Raw genomic sequence first — 20866 nt, 5'->3', positions numbered from 1 at the left:
CAAAAGGTGCTGGAGAGTCTGGGGTCGCTGACCGGCAGCCCATGGATTTACGCGGTCGTAGCTCTCTCCGTGCTGCTCGATGTGTTTCTACCCGTGCTGCCCAGCGGGGTGCTGGTGATCACGGCCGCCACGGCGGCGGCCGCGGGCTCGACCACCGTCGCGGGCGCGGCCGGCAAGGTGGCGCAGGTGCCGCACGAGGTGCCGTCCCTGCTCATCCTGATGCTCTGCGCGGCCGGTGCGTCCGTACTCGGCGATCTCGTCGCCTTCCGGCTCGCCCGGCGCGGCGGCGAACGCCTCGACCGCGCCATCGCCCGCTCCCGCAGGCTGACCACCGCGCAGGAACGGCTGGGCGGCGCGCTCAGCCGTGGCGGCGGGATCCTTGTCGTCATAGCCCGTTTCGCGCCGGCCGGCCGCTCGGTCGTGTCCATCGGCGCGGGCGCCGCTCACCGCAAGGTGAAGGAGTTCCTGCCCTGGTCGGCGCTGGCCGGCGTGGCGTGGACGGGGTACAGCGCGGGCCTCGGCTACTTCGGCGGCCAGTGGCTCGGTGCGAGTTGGGTGGGCGCGGCCATATCCGTACTGGCGTTGTTCGCGGCGGGCACGCTGGCCGCGTATGTCATACGGCGCCCGGCGCCGGCCGCCGTCGCGGCCCCTGCTCCGGCCGCTTAGGCACTCTGCGGCTGCGGCTGCGGCGTGCGCGCCGAGCCCCGTACCTCAATGCCCTGGAGCAGTTTCGCGGTCGACGCGGCGATCTCGTCGACGGCCTGCTCGAACACCTCGCGATTGTGCGCGGCGGGCTCACGGAAGCCGGAAACCTTGCGTACGTACTGGAGGGCGGCGGCCCGGATGTCCTCCTCGGTGGCCTCTTCGGGGAGTACGGGCGGACGGAGGGTCTTGATGCTGCGGCACATGCCTCCAGTGTGACCGAGGCGCGGCCGGTTCGGAAAGGAACCGGCACCCGGCCCGGATGACCGTCACCCGGGCCGGACGACGGACGCGCTACCGCCCGGCCCCGTCCTCCTCCGCCGCCCTGGCCTCCACCGCCGCCGTGCTGTTCCTGACGACCAGCCGGGTTCCGAACTCGATACGGGCGTCCGCCTGGTCCGAGCTCCGCAGCCGCAGCAGAATCCGTGCGGCCTCCTCGGCCATCTGTTCGAGCGGCTGATGCACGGTCGTCAGGGCCGGGCTCGACCACTGCGCGAGCGGGATGTCGTCGTATCCCACGACCGACAGGTCTTCGGGCACTTGCAGCCCCAGTACCCGGGCCGCCTCCAGCACCCCCAGCGCCTGGAGGTCGCTGCCCGCGAAGATCGCGGTCGGCCGGTCGGGATCCCGGAGCAGCTCCAGGGCGTGCGTATGACCGGACCGGACGTGGAAGTCGCCGAATCTCACCAGTGCGGGGTCGGTGTCGAGTCCGGCCATGCCCATGGCCGAGCGGAAGCCGTCGAGCCGCGCCAGGGAGCACAGCATGTCCTCGGGGCCGGTGATGACGGCGATCCTGCGGTGGCCCAGCTCGATGAGATGACGGGTGGCGGCGAGCCCGCCGGCCCAGTTGGCCGACCCCACGGAGGGCACATCGGGTTCCGGGTCGCCGGCCGGGTCGATGATGACGAACGGGATGGCCCGGGACCATAGCTTCTTCTTGAGGTCGTCAGGGAGGGTGGAGAAGACCAGGACCACCCCGAGCGGACGGCGGCGCAGCACTCCTTCGACCCAGTCGGCTCCCGGGGAGTGGCGGGTGCCGGTCTCGGTGAGCACCACGCTCATCCCGGTCGCCTTGGCGACGTTCTGTACGCCCCTGATCAGCTCCATCGACCAGGTGCTGTCCAGCTCGTGGAAGACGATCTCGATGAGCGGTGACTCGGGCGGAGTGGGCGCGGAGCGCCGGTATCCATGCTCTTCCAGCAGCTCTTCGACCTTCACCCGGGTCGGAGCGGAGACATCGGGCCGCCCGTTGAGGACTTTCGAAACTGTCGAAAGAGATACGCCGGCTTGCGAAGCCACCTGGGCCAGGGTCACTCGGCCCGCACTCCTGTCATCACGCATGGGTTGAAGGATAGGGCACCGGCGCTTGGTAACGGTTTGATAGCGCGGCGACCCCGCTGTTGACCCTCCCGAGAGGGAACCCTACGGTCGCTCGACAGAGACTTTCGGCAAAGTGGCCGATACTTTCGAGAGGTCGATCGATGACAACACGCGCACGGTTTCCCCGAGCCGTCGCCGGTGGCGCGGCGCTCGTCCTGACTCTGTCCCTGGCAGCCTGCGGCAACAGCGGCCCCTCTTCGAGCGCCGACGAGTTCCACGTACTCGTCTACGGCGACGCCGCGAACAAGGTCGAGAAGCAGATCGTCGCGACGTTCAACAAGACCTCCGAAGTCAAGGCCGTCCTGGACACCGTCCCCGGCGCGGACTACCAGCAGAAGCTCCAGACCGTCATCGGCACCGCGCAGGCTCCTGACGTCTTCTTCAACTGGGGCGGCGGCAGCATCCAGCCGTTCGTGAAGGCGGATCTCCTGATGCCGCTCGACGACCTGATCAAGAAGGACCCGGGGCTCAAGTCCAACTTCCTGCCGTCGGTCTTCAACACCGCCGTGGTCGACGGCAAGGCGTACGGGGTGCCCATGCGCGGCACCCAGCCGGTCCTGCTGTTCAACAACCGCGAGGTGCTCGCGGACGCCGACGTGGCGGAGCCGAAGACCTGGGACGAGCTGCTGGCCGCGGTGAAGAAGCTGAAGGCGAAGGGCGTCACACCGATCGCGCTCGGCGGCGGCGACAAGTGGCCCACCCTGATGTGGTTCGAGTATCTCTACGACCGCGTCGCGGGCCCCGGGCTGTTCGAGAAGGCCCTGTCGGGCGACAAGAGCGTGTGGGAGAGCGCCGACAGCAAGAAGGCACTGAGCATGCTGAAGGAACTGATCGACACGGGCGCGTTCGGCACCAACTACGACTCCGTGAAGTTCACCGACGGCGGCTCCCCGGCCCTGCTGGCCGGCGGCAAGGCGGGCTTCGAGCTGATGGGCTCCTGGGCGTACTCCACCCAGCAGGACGCGAACCCCGACTTCGCCAAGGACGACCTGGGCTACACCACCTTCCCCAGCGTCGCGGGCGGCAAGGGCGACGCGGCCGACCTCGTCGGCAACACGAACAACTTCTACTCGGTGCGCAAGGGCACCCAGCACGCCGATGCCATCGCGAAGTTCCTCAAGCTGATGTACTCGGACGAGTTCGTGAAGGCCCAGCTGGCCATCGGCAATCTGCCCACCACCACGAACACCGACACCTTCCTGGACTCCGCGGACAACCCGGAGTATCTGAAGTACCAGTTCGACCTGGTCGACAAGGCGCCCGCGTTCCAGCTGTCGTGGGACCAGGCGTATCCGCCGGCGAACATGACGCCCATCTACGTGGCGGTCCAGCAGTTCTTCAACGGGCAGCTCGACGCGGCCGGTTTCATCGCGTCCATGCAGGCCCTGACCACCGCCTGAGAGCGGTGAGCCAAGAACCAGGAACGGAGAAGTGGGAGTGACATCCGACATGGTTTCCCTCGCCTCCCCGGTGAAGGGCGGGCGGGCGCGGGCGCCGGGCCCGGCCGGTCCCGGAGTCGCCCGCCCCGGCCTGGGCTGGGCCCTGCCGGCCACGCTGTTCTTCGCCCTGTTCGCGATCGTTCCGCTGGTGCTGGTCGCCGTGCTGTCCTTCACCAGCTGGAACGGTCTGGGGTCGCCGGCCTTCGCGGGCCTCGACAACTGGACCGCGCTGTTCCACGACCCGGTGATGATCAAAAGCCTCTGGCTGAGTGTGCTGCTCACCGCGCTAGGCGTACTGGTCCAGACGCCCCTGAGCATCCTGCTCGGCGTCTGGGCCGCCGGTCCCCAGCGCAACCGCGCCGTACTGTCGGCGGTCTTCTTCATCCCGCTGCTGCTGTCCGCCACGGCGGTGTCCGTGCTGTGGCGCGCGCTGCTCGACCCCAACTTCGGGGTGCCCGCGCAGGCGCGCTGGCTCTTCGGGGACGGCAATCTCCTGGGCTCACGCACCGGGGCCATCGGCGTCCTCGTCCTGGTGAGCACCTGGCAGTTCACCCCGCTGCACGCGCTGATCTACCAAGGCGCGACGCGGGCGATCCCCACGGTCCTCTACCAGGCGGCCGCCATCGACGGCGCCGGGACCGTACGGCAGTTCTTCCACATCACGCTGCCGCAGCTGCGCAACTCCATCATCACGTCGGTGATCCTCATGGTGGTCGGCGGGCTCACCACCTTCGACACCGTACTGATCCTCACCCAGGGCGGCCCGGGCACCGACACCACCATCAGCGCCTTCTACATGTACCAAAAGGCGTTCAAGGGCTTCGACTTCGGCGCGGGCGCGGCCATCGCGCTGCTGCTGGTCGTCGTGGCCACGGTCATCTCGCTGGTCGTGGTGCGGATCTCCGGCTTCGACAAGATGGCCGGCACGAAGGAAGGCCTGTGATGCACGGCCGCCCCAACTACCTCGCGGGCCTGGGCGTCCTGGTCTGGCTGTGCCTGGTCGGCCTGCCGATCTATGTGATGCTCGGCGCGACCGTGCAGTCCCGCGCGGACTACAGCGCCAACGGTCCGCTGTCGTTCCCCGACAGCTTCACCCTGTCCAACTACATCCAGGACTTCTCCAACGGCTTCGGCCGGTACTTCCTCAATACCGTGATCGTCACGACGAGTGTCGTGGCGATCGTGCTGATTCTCGTACCGCCGCTGGCCTTCTCGATCGTACGGAACCGAGGGCGGGCCACCTCGCGCGTCTTCCGGCTCTTCCTGCTGGGGCTGGCGATTCCCGCCCAGGCGGTGATCGTCCCCATGTTCTACGTGATCAGCCAGGCGGGCCTCTACGACAACCTCATCGGGGTCATCCTGCCCACCGCCGCGTTCTGCCTGCCGGTCTGCGCGCTCATCCTCACCGGCACCATGCGCGACATCACCGACGAACTCTTCGAGGCCATGGCCATCGACGGGGCCGACACCCGGCGGGTCTTCTTCCAGCTCGTCGTCCCGCTGTCCAGGAGCGGGCTGGCGACCATCGTGGTCTTCTCTGCCCTCCAGGCGTGGAACGGCTTCCTCTTCCCCCTCGTACTGACCCAGTCCGAGAACACCAAGGTGCTCACCCTCGGGCTCTACAACTTCCAGACCCAGTACGGGATCAACATCCCCGGCCTGCTGGCAGCCGTGGTCCTGTCCACGCTGCCCGTCCTGCTCGTCTACCTGTTCGCCCGCCGCGCCCTGGTCCAGGGGCTCATGGGCGTCGGAGGAAAGTGACCGACAACGTGACCGCCGACATCCGCTCCGGTACCTCGACGCACGACCTTCAGGATCAGCGCGCGGCACGGGTCGAGAAGCTGATCTCCGCCATGACCCTGGAGGAGAAACTCGCGCAGCTGTACGGCCTGTGGGCCGGGGCCTCCAACGACGGCGCCGAAGTCGCCCCGCACCAGCACGACATGGACCGGCCGCCCACCCTCGACGAACTCCTCCCGCACGGGCTCGGCCAGCTGACCCGGCCGTTCGGCACGGTCCCGGTGGACCCGGCTCTGGGCGCGCTGTCCCTGATGCGCACCCAGGAGCGCGTCGTGGCGGCCAACCGCTTCGGCATCCCCGCCATGGCGCACGACGAGTGCCTGGCCGGCTTCACCGCCTGGGGCGCCACCACCTACCCCGTCCCGCTGTCGTGGGGCGCGGCGTTCAACCCCGCTCTGGTCCGGGAGATGGCGGGCGCGATCGGCCACGACATGCGGTCGGTGGGCCTCCACCAGGGCCTCGCCCCGGTGCTCGACGTGGTGCGCGACGCGCGCTGGGGCCGGGTCGAGGAGACCATCGGCGAGGACCCCTATCTCGTCGGCACGATCGCCACCGCCTATATCCAGGGCCTGGAGTCCGCCGGGATCGTGGCCACCCTCAAGCACTTCGTGGGCTACTCGGCCTCCCGTGGCGGGCGCAACCTCGCCCCGGTGAGCATGGGCGCCAGGGAACGCGCCGATGTCATGCTCCCCCCGTTCGAGATGGCGGTGCGGGAGAGCGGCGTACGGTCGGTCATGCACGCGTACACCGACACCGACGGGGTGCCCTGCGCCGCCGACGAGGACCTGCTGACCGGTCTGCTCCGCGACACCTGGGGCTTCGAAGGCACGGTGGTGGCCGACTACTTCGGCATCGCCTTCCTCAAGACCCTGCACGGCGTGGCCGCCGACTGGGGCGGGGCCGCGGCCGCGGCCCTGACCGCCGGGGTCGATGTGGAACTGCCCACCGTGAAGACTTTCGGACAGCCGCTGCGCGACGCGGTCGCCGCCGGGCGGCTGCCGGAAGAGGTGATCGACCGCGCGCTGCGCCGGGTCCTGGCGCAGAAGGCGCGGCTGGGGCTGCTCGACCCTGACTGGAGCCCGGTGCCGCCGGCCCTGGCCGACGCCGCGCTCCATGATCCTCAGCGGCTGCGGGGCACGGTCGGCCTCGACTCCCCCGCGCACCGCGCCATCTCCCGCCGTCTCGCCGAGCAGTCGGTGATCCTGCTGAGCAACGACGGGACGCTGCCACTGGACAGGCCCCGCAGGATCGCGCTCATCGGTCCACAGGCCGACACCCCGATGGCCGTCCTGGGCTGCTACTCCTTCCCGGTCCATGTCGGTGCCCAGCACCCGGGCACCGAGGCCGGCGTCGAGCTGCCCACGCTGCGGCAGGCCCTGGCCGCGGAGTTCCCGGACAGCGAGATCGTCACCGCGCCGGGGGCGGGAGTCGACTCCACCGGCACCGACGGGTTCGCCCTGGCCGTACGGGTGGCCCGCGACGCGGACGTGGTCGTCGCGGCCCTGGGCGACCGGGCGGGGCTCTTCGGCCGCGGCACCAGCGGGGAGGGCTGCGACGCGGAGACCCTCGACCTGCCCGGCGTACAGCGGCAGCTGCTGGACGCCCTGCTCGACACCGGTACGCCGGTGGTGGTGACGCTGCTGGCGGGACGCCCGTACGCCCTCGGCCGGGCCGCCACGGAAGCGGGCGCGATCGTGCAGTCCTTCTTCCCCGGGCAGGAGGGCACACCGGCGCTCGCCGGAGTGCTGAGCGGACGGATCAACCCGTCGGGGCGGCTTCCCGTGAGCGTCCCACGGCTCCCCGGCGCCCAGCCTTCCACCTATCTGGCGGCCACGCTGGCCCAGGTCAGCGAGGTCTCCAGCATCGACCCCACGGCCGCCTTCGGCTTCGGGCACGGGCTGACGTACACCTCGTTCGTCTGGTCGGACCTGGAGACGGGTGACTCGCGGGAGACCGGTGACACGCTGGAGGCCGGTACGGACGGGTCCGTACGGCTGTCCTTCACCGTCCGCAACACCGGGAGCCGGGCGGGCGTCGAAGTGGTCCAGCTGTATCTGCGCGACCTGGTCGCCTCGGTCGTCCAGCCGGTGCGGCGCCTGGTCGGGTACGTCCGGCTCCCCCTGGAACCGGACGAGCTGGTCAGGGTCGAGGTGACCGTACCCGCCGATCTCGCCTCCTTCACCGGCCGCGACGGGCGGCGCGTCGTCGAGCCGGGAGAGCTGGAGCTGTGCCTGGCGGCCTCCAGCACCGACATCCGGCTCACCGCCGGAGCCCTGCTGACCGGGCCGGTACGGCAGGTGGACCACACCCGCGAGCTGCACGCCCGGTTCACCGTCACCGGGGCGGGTGGGGAATGACGTCCTGTGGCCGCCCGCCAGGACAGGGGATAATTTGAGGCACGGCGCCATGGTCGCCACAGTCGCCACAGCCATGGCCGCCGTGGCAGACCGTCGGCTCGGCTCGCTGGGAGGCAGCTATGACGCCTACTCAGCTGCGTGCCTTCGCGGCGGTCGTCCGCCTCGGCTCGGTCAAGGCGGCCGCGGCGGATCTGTCGGTGTCCGAGGCCGCGGTCTCCCTGCATGTCGCACATCTGCGCAAGGAGCTCGGGGACCAGCTGTTCACCCGGACAGGCGCCGGGCTGGCCTTCACCCCCGGTGGCCTGCGGCTGGCCAGCCGGGCGGCGGAACTGCTCGGGCTCCAGGACCGCACCGTCCTGGAGGTCAGCCAGGCCGGCTCGGGACGCCGGCTGCTGCGCGTCGCCGCGTCGAGCCTCTTCGCGGAGCACGCGGCGCCCGGCCTCATCGACCTGTTCACGAGCCGGGCCGACGATCTGGACGTCGAGCTGAGCGTGCACAGCCCGCAGCGGTTCAACGCGCTCCTGCTCAACCGCGCGGTCGATGTCGCCCTCGGCCCCCGGCCCGCAGACGTGGATGAGGCGGTCTCCAGCACGCCCTTCCTCAATTACCAGATCATGGGGGTTGTCGGACCGCACCATCCGCTCGCCACGAAGCGGGCGAGCGCGAGCGAACTGCGCCAGCAGACCTGGCTGCTCGGTCCCTCGGCGGCCGGCCGGATCGGGCTCGTCCCCACAGTTCTGCGTCAGCTCATGGTGGACGAGGAGCACCAGCGGATCTTCCAGAGCCACGCCGCGGCGCTGGAGGAGGCCAAGCACGGCAGGGGGGTGGCGCTGGGGCTGTCCTTCGCGGTCGCGCAGGATCTCGCCACCGGCGATCTCACGCAGCTGTCGGGGCCGCCGCTGCCCGCCAAGGGCTCCTGGAGCATCCTCGCGCTCGCGGGGCGGAGCGCGCCGCCCGCCGCGGCCGAGCTGATCCGCTTCGTCGCCACGCCCCGCGCGATCCAGGCGATGCTGCGGGGCTCGGGGGTCACGGCGGGACGGTTCCGCCCCGCGATCCATGTGACGTTGTGGAGCTGACGCCGCCGCTGTCCCCGGCACGACTGTTCCGTACGGCGCTCGTACGGCTCACGCACCGCGAGACCTCGCCGATCACCCGCGCGAGCGAGCGGAAGCTGTCCGCGGGCAGCAGCGCGTCGCAGTACGGCAGCGCCGCGGCCATCGTGGCGACACGCGGCTCGAAGCCGGGCGCCGAGGCGCGGGGGTTCATCCAGATCACCCGGTAGGCGCGTCGGCGCAGTCTGGCCATCGCCGTGGCGAGCTGTTCCGGGCTGTCCCCGTCCCAGCCGTCCGAACCGATGATCACGATCGCGCCGCGCAGCGCGCCGCCGTGGTGCGAGGCGAGCAGCGTCCCGAGGCAGGTCGCGATCCTGGTGCCGCCGAAGCGGTCGGTGACCTGCGCCGTCGCGCCGTCGATCGCGACCTCGGCCGAGCGGTGGCGGAGGATGGCGGTCAGCCGGGTGAGCGAGGTGGCGAAGGCGAAGACCTCGGCGTCCGCGGTCATCGCGAGCGCGCGCATGAGATGGAGATATGCGACGGCCTGGGCCTGCATGGACCGGCTGACGTCACACAGCATGACGACGCGGCGCGGGGTGTCGACGGGGGTGACCCGTACGGGCTCCATCGGCTCCCAGCCGGTGCGCCGGGAGCGCGCGAGGGTCGGCCGGAGCGCGATCCGGCCGCGGCCCCGCCCCGGAGCGAACCGTCGCGACCGCCGGGTGGGCCAGGTCCGTACGGCCGACTCCAGCCACCGGCCGAGCAGCGCGGTCTCCTCGGGACCGAGCAGCTCGAACGGTACGTCGACGAGTCCCGCGAGCTCGCTCGGCAGCCGCTGGGGCGTGGTGAGCACGCCGTCGGAGTCCTCGTCGTCGGCCACCGCCCGTGGCAGCGTCACCCACGGCAGCCCGCCCGAGCCCGGCGGGCTGTCCTCGGGCGCCGCCGTCGGCAGGGAGCCGCGGCGTTCGTCGTCGGCCGGAGAGCCGGCGGGTCCACGGCGGCGGGCGTTCGGGTCCGTCGCAAGGACCGCGTCCTCGAACACGGCGGCGAATACGGCGTCGAAGACGGCAAGGCCGGCGTGGTCGCGTACGAGAGTGATCCGGGCGGTCCAGTACAGCCGACCGCGCGAGCGCGGGGGCGCGGCGCCCAGTGCCCGTACGAAGTCCTCGACCGGGGTGAAGCCCACGGGCAGACCGCGCGAGCGCAGCCGCGTCGCGAAGGCCACGGCGAAGGCGGCCCGGTCGACGCCCCGCAGCAGCGGCGGTGCGGCCGGATCAGCGGGCAACGAAGTAGACGATCAGAGCGGCCGCCACCAGCACGGCGGCGATGATGGGGATGAACCGCTTGTACATGGAGCTGCCCGCGAGAGTCATCAGATCGAGCGGCGGGGGCTCCTGCTGGCCCTGCTGATCGTGCAGGTCATGCGGGGCGTGCTGCTGTCGCTGCCGCTGCTGCTCGATTCTGTCCGCGGCGGTCGGGGTCGCCCCGGCGGGGGCCGCCGCCGACGCCCGTACCGAAGCGGAGGCGGGTGCCGCGCTTTCGACGATTCCGGCGCCATGGCTCGCGCTACGGCCCCTCGCCGTACGGGCCGCCGCGCTGTGGCCCCTCGTCGTGCCGGCCGCCGTGCCTGCCGCTGTGCCTGCCGCCGGGCCTGCCACTGGGCCGGTCTCGGGCGGCCGGGCCACCGGTCCCGGAGCAGGAGTAGGAGCAGGAGCAGGAGCGGCAGCCGCACCGGGCGCCACGTGCAGTTCCGCTTCCAGGTTCTGGACGAACTGGCCCAGCAGCTTCACCGACACCTCCTGGATCATCCCGCTGCCGAACTGGGCGATCTTGCCCGTGACGTTCAGATCGGTCGCGACGGTGACCACCGTCCCCGCGCCCTGCGCGTGCAGCACCGCGTCGATCAGCGCCGTCGCGTTCCCCGCGCCCCGGGAGTCCTTCCCCCTGGCCCGGATCACGGCGCGGTGTGCCGCCTCGTCCTTCTCGACGAGCTGCGCGGTCCCCGCGTACTGACTGATCACGGGGCCCACCTTGATCTTCACGTTGCCGCTGTAGACGTCCCCGTCGACACCCGTCAGCTGCGCGCCCGGCATACAGGGCGCGATGCCCTCCAGGTCGGTGAGCGCCTCCCAGGCCCGGTCGATGGGCACCCCGACGGTGAACTCGTTGTCGATCTTCATAGGTTCCTCCCTGGTCGGCCGGGGCGCGCGTTACGCCGAGGCAGGCTCCGCGTAGCCCAGTTCGTCCAGCGCGTCCACGATCGTGGTGTGGTCGTCCGGGCTCTTGGCGAGGGCGCTGAGGGTGCGCACGATGTCGGCGTGTACCAGTTCCGAGGCCCCCAGCACCGACAGCGCGGAGACCCAGTCGATGGTCTCCGCCATGCCCGGCGCCTTGTCGAGGTCGAGCCGTCTGACCCGGCCGACGAAATCGGCGGCCGAGGCGATCAGCGGCTCGTTCGCGGCGGGCACCGACCGGCGTAGGATCTCCGCCGCCCGTCCGGCCGCCGGAAAGGCGATCCAGTGGTACAGGCAGCGCCGGCGCAGCGCGTCGTGCAGCTCGCGGCTCCGGTTGGAGGTCAGGACCACCACCGGACGCCGGGCCGCCGCGAACGTGCCCAGCTCGGGGATGGTGATCGCGGCCTCGCCGAGGAACTCGAACAGCAGCGCCTCGAATTCGTCGTCGGCGCGGTCGATCTCGTCGATCAGCAGGACCGGCGGTACGGGCCCTTCGTGGCGGATCGCCCGCAGGATGGGCCGGTCCTGGAGAAACTCCTCGGTGAACAGATCGGCGTCGGTGAGCCGTTCGTCGCGCGACTCGGCGAGCCGGATGGCGAGCAGCTGCCGCTGGTAGTTCCACTCGTAGAGCGCCTCGGCGGCTGTCAGTCCCTCGTAGCACTGCAGGCGGATGAGCGGGGCGCCCATCGCCTCGGCCAGCGCCTTCGCGGATGTGGTCTTGCCGACTCCGGGCTCCCCCTCGACCAGCAGCGGCCGGTCGAGGGTCAGGGCGAGGAACAGCGCGGTGGCCGTGCCCTCATCGACCAGATAGTCCACGCCGTCGAGACGGCGCCGTACGTCGTCGGCGTCCGCGAACACGGCGTTCACCGGTCGGTCCCGCCGCTGAAAATCTCCCTGTTCCCGCCGATGGCCTTGCTGTTCCTGGCTTTACTGTTCCTGCTGATGACCTCCGCCAGGATCGACAGCGCCACCTCCGGACCCGTCCTGGCCCCGATGTCGAGCCCGGCCGGGGTGCTGATCCGCTCCCGTGCCTCGCCGGTCAGCCCCAGCTCGTCCAGGACCGCCGTGCCCCGCCGACGGCTCGCGACCAACGCGATATAGCCGACCCCCGCGTCCAGCGCGGCGCGCAGCGACTCGTCCTCGTCCCGGCCGTGGCTGGCGACGATCACCGCGTCCGTGTGGTCGGACAGCTCGCCGGGCAGCGACCGGGCCGTCGCGTACCCGAGCAGCTCCGCCATCGCGACGAGGGACTCCGCGACCGGTGTCCGGCCGACGATCTCGAGCAGCGGCGGCGGCAGTCGCGGCTCCAGGAAGATCTCCAGCGCGCCTCCGGACAGACACGGGTTCACCACGACCCGCGCGCCCGGTGACTCGGGAAAGCCGGGCTCGCCCTCCGGCAGCACCCGCAGCAGTACGGGCCCGTCGCCGTCGAGGACACCGAGCGCGGCCGTACGGACGGACTCCTCGGCGCACACACCACCCACGAAGCCGTCGATCGACCCGTCCCGCATGACGATCGCCTCGTCGCCCGCCTTGGCGGAGCTGGGCACCTGGGCACGTACTACCGTCGCGTGCACATACGGCACGCGATCGGCGGTCAGCTCCCGCATGCGGGCCGCCACCCGCGTGGTCGTGATCGTCATCGGCACCTCCGTACCGTTCGTACCGTTCGTACCGCTCAGATCGGCGGTGTCGGCCGCCCCCGCATCGCGTCCCACACCCGCGACGGCGTCAGCGGCATATCGGCGTGCCGGACGCCGTACGGCCGCAGCGCGTCCACGACCGCGTTCACCACGGCCGGCGGGGATCCCACCGTCGCGGACTCGCCGACGCCCTTCGCCCCGATGGGGTGGTGCGGCGAGGGAGTCACCGTGAACCCGGTCTCCCACGTGGGCACTTCGAGCGCCGTCGGGATCAGATAGTCCATCAGCGAGCCACCGAGGCAGTTGCCGTCCTCGTCGAAGGCGATCATCTCCATCAGCGCCATCCCGACACCGTCGGTGAGCCCGCCGTGCACCTGCCCCTCGATGATCATCGGGTTGATGCGCGTACCGCAGTCGTCCACCGCGACGAACCGGCGGATCTTCACCTGCGCGGTCCCCGGGTCGATGTCCACGACACAGATGTACGCGCCGTGCGGATAGGTGAGGTTCTCCGGGTTGTAGCAGATCTGCGCTTCCAGCCCGCCTTCGATGCCCTCGGGCAGATCGCCGGCGCCGTGCGCCCGCATCGCGATGTCCTGGATGGTCACCGCTTTTGACGTGTCGCCCATGACATGGAAGGACCCCTTCTCCCACTCCAGGTCCGCCACCGAGACCTCCAGCATTCCGGAGGCGATGATCCGCGCCTTGTCCCGTACCTTGCGGGCCACCAGCGCCGCCGCCGCTCCCGAGACGGGTGTCGAGCGGCTGCCGTACGTACCAAGACCGAACGGAGTCTGGTCGGTGTCGCCGTGCACCACCTCGATGTCGGCGGGCGGAATCCCGATCTCCTCGGCGACGATCTGCGCGAACGTCGTCTCGTGGCCCTGCCCCTGCGTCTGGACCGAGAGCCGGACCACCGCCTTGCCCGTCGGATGCACCCGCAGCTCACAGCCGTCCGCCATGCCGAGGCCGAGGATGTCCATGTCCTTGCGCGGTCCGGCGCCCACGGCTTCGGTGAAGAACGCGACGCCGATGCCCATCAGTTCACCGCGGGCCCGCTTCTCGGCCTGCTCGCGACGCAGTTCGTCGTACCCGGCCAGCCGCATCGACAGCCGCATGGTCGGCTCGTAGTTCCCGGAGTCGTACACCCAGCCCGTCTTCGTCCGGTACGGGAACTGCTCGGGCCTGATGAAGTTCTTCAGCCGCAGCCGCACCGGGTCCATGTCCAGCTCGTACGCGAGGCAGTCGACGATCCGCTCGACCAGATAGACCGCCTCGGTGATCCGGAACGAACAGGCGTACGCCACGCCGCCCGGCGCCTTGTTGGTGTAGACGGCGGTCATCTTGCAGTACGCGGCCTCGATGTCGTAACTGCCGGTGAACACCCCGAAGAAGCCGGCCGGATACTTCAGCGGCGCCGCCGTGCCGTTGAACGCGCCGTGGTCGGCGAGGACATGCGTACGGATCGCGAGGATCCGGCCCTCCCTGGTCGCCGCGATCTCGCCCCGCATGACGTAGTCGCGCGCGAAGCCGGTGCTGGTGAGGTTCTCCGAGCGGTCCTCCATCCACTTCACCGGCTTTCCGGTGAGCAGCGAACCGACGATCGCGCAGACGTAACCCGGGTAGATCGGCACCTTGTTGCCGAATCCGCCGCCGATGTCGGGGGCGATCACCCGGATCTTGTGCTCGGGGAGCCCGGCCACGATCGCGTACAGCGTGCGGTGCGCGTGCGGGGCCTGGCTGGTGGACCAGAGCGTGAGCTTGCCGTCGACCGTGTCGTAGTCGGCGACCACGCCGCACGTCTCCATCGGCGCCGGGTGCACCCGGGGATAGACGATGTCCTGGCTGACCACGACCTCGGCGCGGTCGAAGACGGCGGCGGTCGCCGCCTCGTCGCCGGTCTCCCAGTCGAAGCAGTGGTTGTCGGTCTTGCCTTCGAGGTCGTCCCGGATGACCGGGGCGTCGGGTTCCAGCGCCCGGCGGACATCGACGACCGGGTCGAGCTGTTCGTACTCGACGTCGATCAGCTCCAGCGCGTCACGCGCCGCGTAGCGGTCCTCGGCGACGACGAACGCGACTTCCTGGCCCTGGAAGCGCACCTTGTCGGTGGCGAGCACGGCCTGTACGTCGTTGGAGAGCGTCGGCATCCACGCGAGGCCCTTCTCGGCGAGCATCGCGCCGGTGACGACGAGCTTCACCTTCGGATGTGCCTCGGCCAGGCTCGTATCGACGCTCACGACCCGCGCGTGGGCCATCGGGGACCGCAGGACGGCGAGATGCAGCATGCCCGGCAGCTGTACGTCGTCGACGTAGCGGCCCTTGCCACGGATGAAGCGCGGGTCCTCCTTGCGCAGCATCCGGCCGTGGCCGACGGGCTTCCGGTCGTTGTCGGTGAACGCGGTGACGGGGTCGGCGGGGGGAGCGGAGGGATGGCCGGCGATGGTGCTCATGACTCGCTCCCTCCGGCGGCGGCCGTGGTGGTGCGGGTGCCCGCCTCTTCCGCGGCGGCCCACTGGATGGCGCGGACGATGGAGGTGTATCCGGTGCAGCGGCAGATCTGGCCGGAGACGGCCTCCCGTATCTCCTGTTCGGAAGGGTCCTTGTTGCGGTCGAGCAGCGCTCGCGCGGCCATCATCATCCCCGGGGTGCAGAAGCCGCACTGGAGGCCGTGGCACTCCATGAAGCCCTGCTGTACGGGGTCGAGCCGGCCGTCCTGTTCCAGGCCCTCGACGGTCCGTATGTCATGCCCGCCGGCCATCGCGGCCAGGACCGTGCAGGACTTCACCGGTTCGCCGTCCATCCAGACGACGCAGGTGCCGCAGTTGCTGGTGTCGCAGCCCCAGTGGGTGCCGGTAAGGGCGAGATGGTCACGGAGGAAGTGGACGAGGAGCAGCCGTCCCTCGATCTCACGGGTGACCTCGTCGCCGTTGACGGTCATCGTGACCTGCATGATCAGTCTTCCTGTCCCTCGGAGCGCGGACCGGACGGCGGACCGGACGGCGGGCTGGACCGTGGACCGGACTGTGGGCCGGACGGCGGACCTGACGGCGGACCGGACCATGTGCCGGGCGCCGTACCGGGTCCTTCCGGGGCCTTGGCTGCTTCGGGGCCCCTGGCGGCCCGGTCCGCCCTGGCGCGGGCGACGGAGCGGCGCAGCGCGCGTACGGTCAGTTCCTTGGCGAGATGGCGCTTGTACTCGGCGCTGCCCCGGCGGTCGGTGACCGGTTCGCAGGAGGCCGCCGCGATCGTGCCGGCCTGGGCGTACAGCTCCTCCGACGGCAGCCGCGCGCGCAGCGCCCGGGAGATCTCCGGCAGCCCCGTGGTGTTGGGCCCGACCGCCGCCAGTCCGACGCGGGCGTCGGAGATGACCACGCCGTCCAGCCAGACCGCCGCGCCGGCCGAGACCACCGCCCAGTCGCCCGCGCGCCGCTCGACCTTCTCGTACGCGCTCGAACCGTTCGGCCGGACCGGGAAGCGGACCTCGACCAGCATCTCGGCGTCGCCGACGGCCGTCTCGTACGGTCCCCGGTGGAACTCCTCCATCGTCACCACGCGCCGGCCGTCGCCGCCCTGGATCACGCAGCTCGCGCCGAGGGTCGTGCACACGGCGGAGAGGTCCTCGGAGGGGTCGGCCTGGCAGAGCGAACCGCCGAGCGTGCCACGGTTACGCACCACCGGGTCGGCGATCACCCGCTCCGCGTCGGCGAAGATCGGGAACGTCCTGGCGAGCGCGGCGGACTCCAGCAGCTCGCGGTGGCGGGTCAGCGCGCCGATCCGGATCAGGTCCTGCTCGACCGCGATATAGGCCAGCTCGTCGGAGAGATCGTTGATATCGATCAGGTATTCGAAGTTGGCGAGACGCAGCTTCATCATCGGGAGCAGGCTGTGACCGCCGGCCACCAGCCGCGCGGTGTCGCCCAGCCGGTCGAGCAGCCCGATCGCCTGGTCGACGCTGGTGGCGCGTTCGTACTCGAATGGCGCGGGAACCTGCATCAGCGATCCTTCTCTCGCTCTCGCGACGTCGCCCCTTAACGGCCCCCGTCACGCACCGTCAGTGGGCGCTTCGGGGTGCGGAAAGTCAACAGCGACTTAAGGTGTCGCTTAAGTCGTGGTTGACATTGTTTGTCGGTATACACACGCTGCGCTTGGCGGGGGGTGGGCGAGTTCTGGCTCGGCGGGGACGGCCGGCGAAAGGGAGCGCGCGCATGCGGGACATCGCCGAGGGCCTCGCCTCCTGGCACTCCGCCGGAGTGCGCTTCGCGGTGGCCACCGTCGTCCGGACCTGGAAATCGGCGCCACGGCAGCCGGGCGCCGCGATGGCGGTCGCCGAGAGCGGAGAGGTGCGCGGCAGCGTGTCCGGGGGCTGCGTCGAGGGCGCGGTGTACGAGGTCGCCCGGGAGGTCCTCGCCTCGGGCGAGGCGGTGCTGAAAACGTACGGCGTGAGTGATGACGACGCGCTGGAGGCGGGGCTGACCTGCGGCGGGGTCGTCGACATCCTCGTACGTCCGGCCGACGACGACCACTTTCCCGAGCTGCCGGCCGTCCTCGGCCACATCGCCAGGGGGCGCCCGGTCGCGGTCGCTTCGGTGCTCTCTGGCGACGCGTACCCGGGCGGAAACCTTGTCGTCGCCCCCGACGCGGCCGGGGCGGCGGGCACCCTCGGCAACGCGCGGCTGGACGCCGCGATCACCGAACAGGCCCGTGGCATGCTCGCGCAGGGCCACACCGGAGTCGTACACATCGGCCGCAACGGCGAGCAGCGCATGGACCAGCTCGCGGTCTTCGTCCAGTCCTTCGCGCCGCCGCCCAGCATGCTGGTGTTCGGCGCGATCGACTTCGCGGGCGCGGTCGCGCGGATCGGGAAGTTCCTCGGCTACCACGTCACGGTCTGTGACGCCCGCCCTGTCTTCGCCACCCGCGAGCGGTTCCCCGACGCCGATGAGCTGGTCGTCCAGTGGCCGCATCTCTTCCTCGAAGAACACCCGGTGGACGAGGACACGGTCATCTGTGTCCTCACCCACGACCCGAAGTTCGACGTCCCGCTGCTGGAACGAGCCCTGCGCACCCCTGCCCGCTACATCGGCGCCATGGGCAGCCGCCGCACCCACGAGGACCGGTTGACCCGGCTGCGCGAGGCGGGGGTGAGCGAGAGCGCCCTCGCCCGGCTCTCCGCCCCGATCGGCCTGGACCTCGGCGCCCGCACCCCCGAGGAGACGGCGGTGGCGATCATGGCCGAGATCATCGCGCTGAGATGGGGCGGCACGGGTGAGCGGCTGACCCGTACGGAACTGTCGATCCACCACTGACGCGCCCCGGTGCGGTTGCCGGAACCCGGCAGCCCACCGGCCCCGCACCCTGCCCGACGGACGTGAGCTCTCCAGGCCCTGTCAGCACCACGGTCGAGGTCAGTTCATCCGCCGGCGGGCCTGCTTCATCTCGCGATCGATGGCCCAGGCGTCGGCGACCGGCCCGAGGTGGCCGAGCTTGTCGGGATTGATCACCCCACGGATGGTCTGGATCCGCCCGTCGAGCACCTCGAGGACCAGGGTGTACAGGATCTTGCCGTCCCGGTCGCGGAAGGTCGCGCCGGGCTGGCCGTTGACCTCGTGCGGCTCGAACGTCACGCCGATCCGCATCAGCCAGGGGAAGACCGAGCCCAGCACCCGGGCCACGTTGTCCGCGCCCATGACGGCCTTGGCCAGCTGCGGGGCCTTGCCGCCGCCGTCCCCGGCCAGCTGCACGTCGGCGGCCAGTAGCTTCCGCAGCCCGCCCACATCTCCGTTCTCCAGCGCGTCGAAGAACCGCGCCGCCAGCCTCTGCCGCTCCTGACGGTCCGCTGCGAACCGCGGCCGCCCGGCCTCCATATGCCGCCGTGCCCGCACCAGCAACTGCCGGCATGCCGCCTCCGAACGCCCCACCGCCGCGGCAACCTCGTCGAATCCGAAGGCGAACACCTCCCGCAGCAAGAAAACCGCCCGCTCCAGCGGGCTGAGCCGCTCCAGCAGCAGTAGCGCAGCCATCGACACGGAGTCGGCCAGCTCCGCCGACCGCGCCGGATCCTGATACGGATCGCTCAGCAGCGGCTCGGGAAACCACGGCCCGACGTACTCCTCCCGTCGCACCCGCGCGGAACGCAGCACATCGATCGAGAGCCGTGTCACCGTGGCCGACAGAAAAGCCTTGGTCGAGGTGGGCCGGGTCGCCGAGCCGTCAAAGCGCAGCCACGTCTCCTGCACCGCGTCCTCGGCCTCACTCACGCTGCCCAGAATCCGGTAGGCGATCGAAAACAGCAGCGGCCGCAGCTCCTCGAAGTCCTCGACCTTGCTCACGCTGACTCCTCCCCCTGACCCCCTCTGGGGCTCAGTGGAACTGCCCGGGCTCGTAGTCGCCGGCCGGCTGCTGGGTGATGACGTTCAGCCGGTTCACCATGTTCATGAAGGAGACCAGGACCACCAGGGCGGTGAGCTGCTCCTCGTCGTAGTGCTTGGCGGCATCTGCCCACACCGCGTCGCTGACCCCGCCGGCCGCATCGGCGACCCGGGTTCCCTCCTCCGCCAACTCCAGCGCGGCACGCTCGGCCTCGGTGAAGACCGTGGCCTCCCGCCACGCCGCCACCAGGTTCAGCCGCACCGAGGTCTCGCCGGCAGCGGCGGCCTCCTTGGTGTGCATGTCGATGCAGACGGCGCAGCCGTTGATCTGGCTCACGCGCAGCGCCACCAGCTCCTGCGTCGCGGCCGGCAGCGGTGAGTCCTTGATCACCTTGCCCGCCGCCATGAGGTGCTTGAGGGCCTTGCCGGCGGTCGGGCCGGCGAAGAAGTTCAGTCGCGCGTCCATGGTGTGTCCTCCGTGGTCGTCAGTGGCTACACCTCTTGAGACGGGGTAGCCCGACCCCCTGTGACATGGACGGATGTGACCTGCGTCTCCCCGCCTCCGCGCCTCGTCACGCACGTGCAGGCGCTGCCGGGCGGACTCTCCTGCCTCCGGAAGCCTGACCTACCGGCGCTCGGCGCCTCGCTGGTTCAGGGCCCGGGCGAGGCTCTCGTACAACTGAACGACTGATGGAACGCGACGACAAGCCTAGAAGGGAATCGTGCCGCTCCCCGACACCCGTAGCCGTCCGCTGCCGATGGCGGTGTGCGTGGCCACGACCGTCCCCTCCCGGCCGTCGGGGAAGCGGATCTTCACATCGTCGCTGTCCAAGGCCGCGTAGAAGGCCTCCCCCGCGTCCGAGGTCTGCACGCTGCCACCCCACTGCCGCACCGCCCCGGACAGACTCGCGCTCAGCGTGGCGTGGACTTCGATCTCGGATTCGCCGGCGACAAGCGTCGCGGGACCTTGGTAGTTGCTCATGCCCTCAGTGTGCGCCTCCATCTCCCGGCCCCCCGCCACCCCCGCGCACGAGCGCTCGCGGAGCACCGAGAAGGACTACCGACGGCACACGCCCTCCCGGGGTGCTCACGTCGCGTTCCACAAACGTCGGTAGAAGTCCATCCGGTACGGGTCGGGATCGATGCCGTAGGCGTCGAGAAGGGCGTCCTCCCAGCCCGGGCCGTAATTCCACCCGGTGTTCCAAGTGGCAACGGCCAGATCGGCCCATCGGTCGGCGACGCCGAGGGTGCCCATGTCCACATGTCCGGACCAGGAACCCTCCTCGTCCAACAGCGTGTTGGGCGCGCAGGGGTCGCCGTGGCACACGACCAGGTGGTCGATCGGCGGGTACGGAGACAGGTCCGCGGGCACCTCGACACCCGCGCGCCGGGCACGTTCCAAGCGGTGATCGACAGACCAGCTGAAAGGACAGTCGGCTACGGGCAGCCGCTCGTGCAGAGCCCGCAGCCCTGTCCCCAGCGCACGAACGGCCTGACGCGGATCCGCCTTCCACCGAGGACTGACGGCGCTCTCGCCAGGAAGCCCGTGAGTGACGAGCCAGGCTCCCCCCTCGTCAGCTCCGTAGTCCCGCACCCGGGGCACCGCCGCGAAACGCCCGGCCCAGCGCAGGCGCGCATCCTCGGCGGCCAGGTCCAGCCCCGAGCCCGCCGGCGCCCACTTGGCGAACAGCCGCTCCTCTCCGCTACCGATCTGGAAGGTCAAGCCACCCAACTCGTTCTGCCACACGGGCAGAAGCGGCCGATCCCCGGCTACGGCAGCAATCGGCGCGGGTACGCGCACCTCGGAACGCGGCGGTCCGGAATATTTCATGCACGCATGCTGCCCTCCGTACCGCTCCGCGAGCGAGCGGATTTCCGCGCGCGATCCACG

The 20866-nt window shown here is 70.6% G+C and carries 20 protein-coding genes; 7 read left to right on the top strand and 13 right to left on the bottom strand.

The window, feature by feature from the left end; translation table 11 throughout:
• Positions 1-6 precede the first annotated feature (6 nt).
• On the top strand, positions 7-666 hold the full coding sequence (locus tag ACZ6MZ_RS30410) for a DedA family protein (RefSeq protein WP_389784368.1): 660 nt from the start codon (positions 7-9) through the stop codon (positions 664-666).
• Here ACZ6MZ_RS30410 and ACZ6MZ_RS30405 read toward each other — a convergent pair.
• Entirely contained in the window at positions 663-908 is a 246-nt protein-coding gene (locus ACZ6MZ_RS30405; protein WP_469355586.1) for a DUF2277 domain-containing protein, read from the bottom strand. The genes ACZ6MZ_RS30410 and ACZ6MZ_RS30405 overlap by 4 nt on opposite strands.
• 88 nt (positions 909-996) lie before the next feature.
• On the bottom strand, positions 997-2043 hold the full coding sequence (locus ACZ6MZ_RS30400; protein WP_469355584.1) for a LacI family DNA-binding transcriptional regulator: 1047 nt from the start codon (positions 2041-2043) through the stop codon (positions 997-999).
• Positions 2044-2183: 140 nt separating this feature from the next.
• Here ACZ6MZ_RS30400 and ACZ6MZ_RS30395 point away from each other — a divergent pair, with 140 nt between their 5' ends.
• The 5 genes from ACZ6MZ_RS30395 to ACZ6MZ_RS30375 all read left to right on the top strand — a co-directional run bounded on the left by ACZ6MZ_RS30395 (position 2184) and on the right by ACZ6MZ_RS30375 (position 8754).
• On the top strand, positions 2184-3482 hold the full coding sequence (locus ACZ6MZ_RS30395; protein ID WP_469355582.1) for an ABC transporter substrate-binding protein: 1299 nt from the start codon (positions 2184-2186) through the stop codon (positions 3480-3482).
• A 49-nt stretch (positions 3483-3531) separates the two neighbouring features.
• The gene (locus ACZ6MZ_RS30390) at positions 3532-4464 is read left to right on the top strand and encodes a carbohydrate ABC transporter permease (RefSeq protein WP_469355710.1); all 933 of its coding nucleotides are present in this window, start codon (positions 3532-3534) and stop codon (positions 4462-4464) included.
• Complete coding sequence (locus tag ACZ6MZ_RS30385) at positions 4464-5282, top strand: carbohydrate ABC transporter permease (protein ID WP_389784362.1); 819 nt, start codon at positions 4464-4466, stop codon at positions 5280-5282. Before ACZ6MZ_RS30390 ends, ACZ6MZ_RS30385 begins: the two co-directional genes overlap by 1 nt.
• An 8-nt stretch (positions 5283-5290) precedes the next feature.
• On the top strand, positions 5291-7678 hold the full coding sequence (locus ACZ6MZ_RS30380) for a beta-xylosidase/alpha-l-arabinosidase (protein WP_469355708.1): 2388 nt from the start codon (positions 5291-5293) through the stop codon (positions 7676-7678).
• A gap of 119 nt (positions 7679-7797) precedes the next feature.
• A complete protein-coding gene (locus ACZ6MZ_RS30375; protein WP_469355579.1) occupies positions 7798-8754 on the top strand; it encodes a LysR family transcriptional regulator in 957 nt (318 codons plus the stop codon).
• Here ACZ6MZ_RS30375 and ACZ6MZ_RS30370 read toward each other — a convergent pair.
• From ACZ6MZ_RS30370 to ACZ6MZ_RS30340, 7 genes are read right to left on the bottom strand one after another with little or no spacing between them, the layout of a single operon-like run.
• Entirely contained in the window at positions 8705-10015 is a 1311-nt protein-coding gene (locus tag ACZ6MZ_RS30370; RefSeq protein WP_469355577.1) for a vWA domain-containing protein, read from the bottom strand. The genes ACZ6MZ_RS30375 and ACZ6MZ_RS30370 overlap by 50 nt on opposite strands.
• On the bottom strand, positions 10005-10910 hold the full coding sequence (locus tag ACZ6MZ_RS30365) for an SRPBCC family protein (protein WP_469355575.1): 906 nt from the start codon (positions 10908-10910) through the stop codon (positions 10005-10007). The genes ACZ6MZ_RS30370 and ACZ6MZ_RS30365 overlap by 11 nt, the downstream gene beginning before the upstream one ends.
• Before the next feature lie 30 nt (positions 10911-10940).
• Positions 10941-11831 carry an AAA family ATPase gene (locus ACZ6MZ_RS30360; RefSeq protein WP_469355573.1) on the bottom strand — a complete coding sequence of 297 codons (891 nt, stop codon included), beginning with the start codon at positions 11829-11831 and terminating at the stop codon, positions 10941-10943.
• Positions 11828-12607: an XdhC family protein gene (locus tag ACZ6MZ_RS30355; protein ID WP_469355571.1), complete on the bottom strand. Its 780-nt coding sequence runs from the start codon at positions 12605-12607 to the stop codon at positions 11828-11830. Before ACZ6MZ_RS30355 ends, ACZ6MZ_RS30360 begins: the two co-directional genes overlap by 4 nt.
• A gap of 35 nt (positions 12608-12642) precedes the next feature.
• A complete protein-coding gene (locus tag ACZ6MZ_RS30350; protein WP_469355569.1) occupies positions 12643-15057 on the bottom strand; it encodes an aerobic carbon-monoxide dehydrogenase large subunit in 2415 nt (804 codons plus the stop codon).
• Positions 15054-15557 carry a (2Fe-2S)-binding protein gene (locus ACZ6MZ_RS30345; protein WP_386877452.1) on the bottom strand — a complete coding sequence of 168 codons (504 nt, stop codon included), beginning with the start codon at positions 15555-15557 and terminating at the stop codon, positions 15054-15056. The genes ACZ6MZ_RS30350 and ACZ6MZ_RS30345 overlap by 4 nt, the downstream gene beginning before the upstream one ends.
• 2 nt (positions 15558-15559) lie before the next feature.
• Complete coding sequence (locus ACZ6MZ_RS30340; RefSeq protein ID WP_469355567.1) at positions 15560-16600, bottom strand: FAD binding domain-containing protein; 1041 nt, start codon at positions 16598-16600, stop codon at positions 15560-15562.
• Positions 16601-16812: 212 nt separating this feature from the next.
• Between ACZ6MZ_RS30340 and ACZ6MZ_RS30335 the strand changes: the two genes are divergently transcribed.
• The gene (locus ACZ6MZ_RS30335; protein ID WP_469355565.1) at positions 16813-17913 is read left to right on the top strand and encodes an XdhC family protein; all 1101 of its coding nucleotides are present in this window, start codon (positions 16813-16815) and stop codon (positions 17911-17913) included.
• A 99-nt stretch (positions 17914-18012) separates the two neighbouring features.
• Here the strand turns inward: ACZ6MZ_RS30335 and ACZ6MZ_RS30330 are convergent, their stop codons facing one another.
• From ACZ6MZ_RS30330 to ACZ6MZ_RS30315, 4 genes are all read right to left on the bottom strand, one after another.
• Positions 18013-18936, bottom strand: coding sequence for an RNA polymerase sigma-70 factor (locus ACZ6MZ_RS30330; protein WP_389784342.1), 924 nt, complete (start codon positions 18934-18936; stop codon positions 18013-18015).
• A gap of 31 nt (positions 18937-18967) precedes the next feature.
• The gene (locus tag ACZ6MZ_RS30325) at positions 18968-19441 is read right to left on the bottom strand and encodes a carboxymuconolactone decarboxylase family protein (protein WP_469355563.1); all 474 of its coding nucleotides are present in this window, start codon (positions 19439-19441) and stop codon (positions 18968-18970) included.
• 243 nt (positions 19442-19684) lie between these two features.
• Positions 19685-19957 (bottom strand): DUF4873 domain-containing protein, encoded by a 273-nt coding sequence (locus ACZ6MZ_RS30320; RefSeq protein WP_384183793.1) that lies wholly within the window; start codon positions 19955-19957, stop codon positions 19685-19687.
• A gap of 105 nt (positions 19958-20062) precedes the next feature.
• Complete coding sequence (locus ACZ6MZ_RS30315; RefSeq protein WP_389784338.1) at positions 20063-20698, bottom strand: phosphotransferase; 636 nt, start codon at positions 20696-20698, stop codon at positions 20063-20065.
• Between the last annotated feature and the right edge of the window lie 168 nt (positions 20699-20866).

Source organism: Streptomyces sp. NPDC042201, from assembly GCF_055582185.1.
Note: the sequence above shows the minus strand (reverse complement) of the source record. Positions and strands in the feature narration are given on the sequence as shown.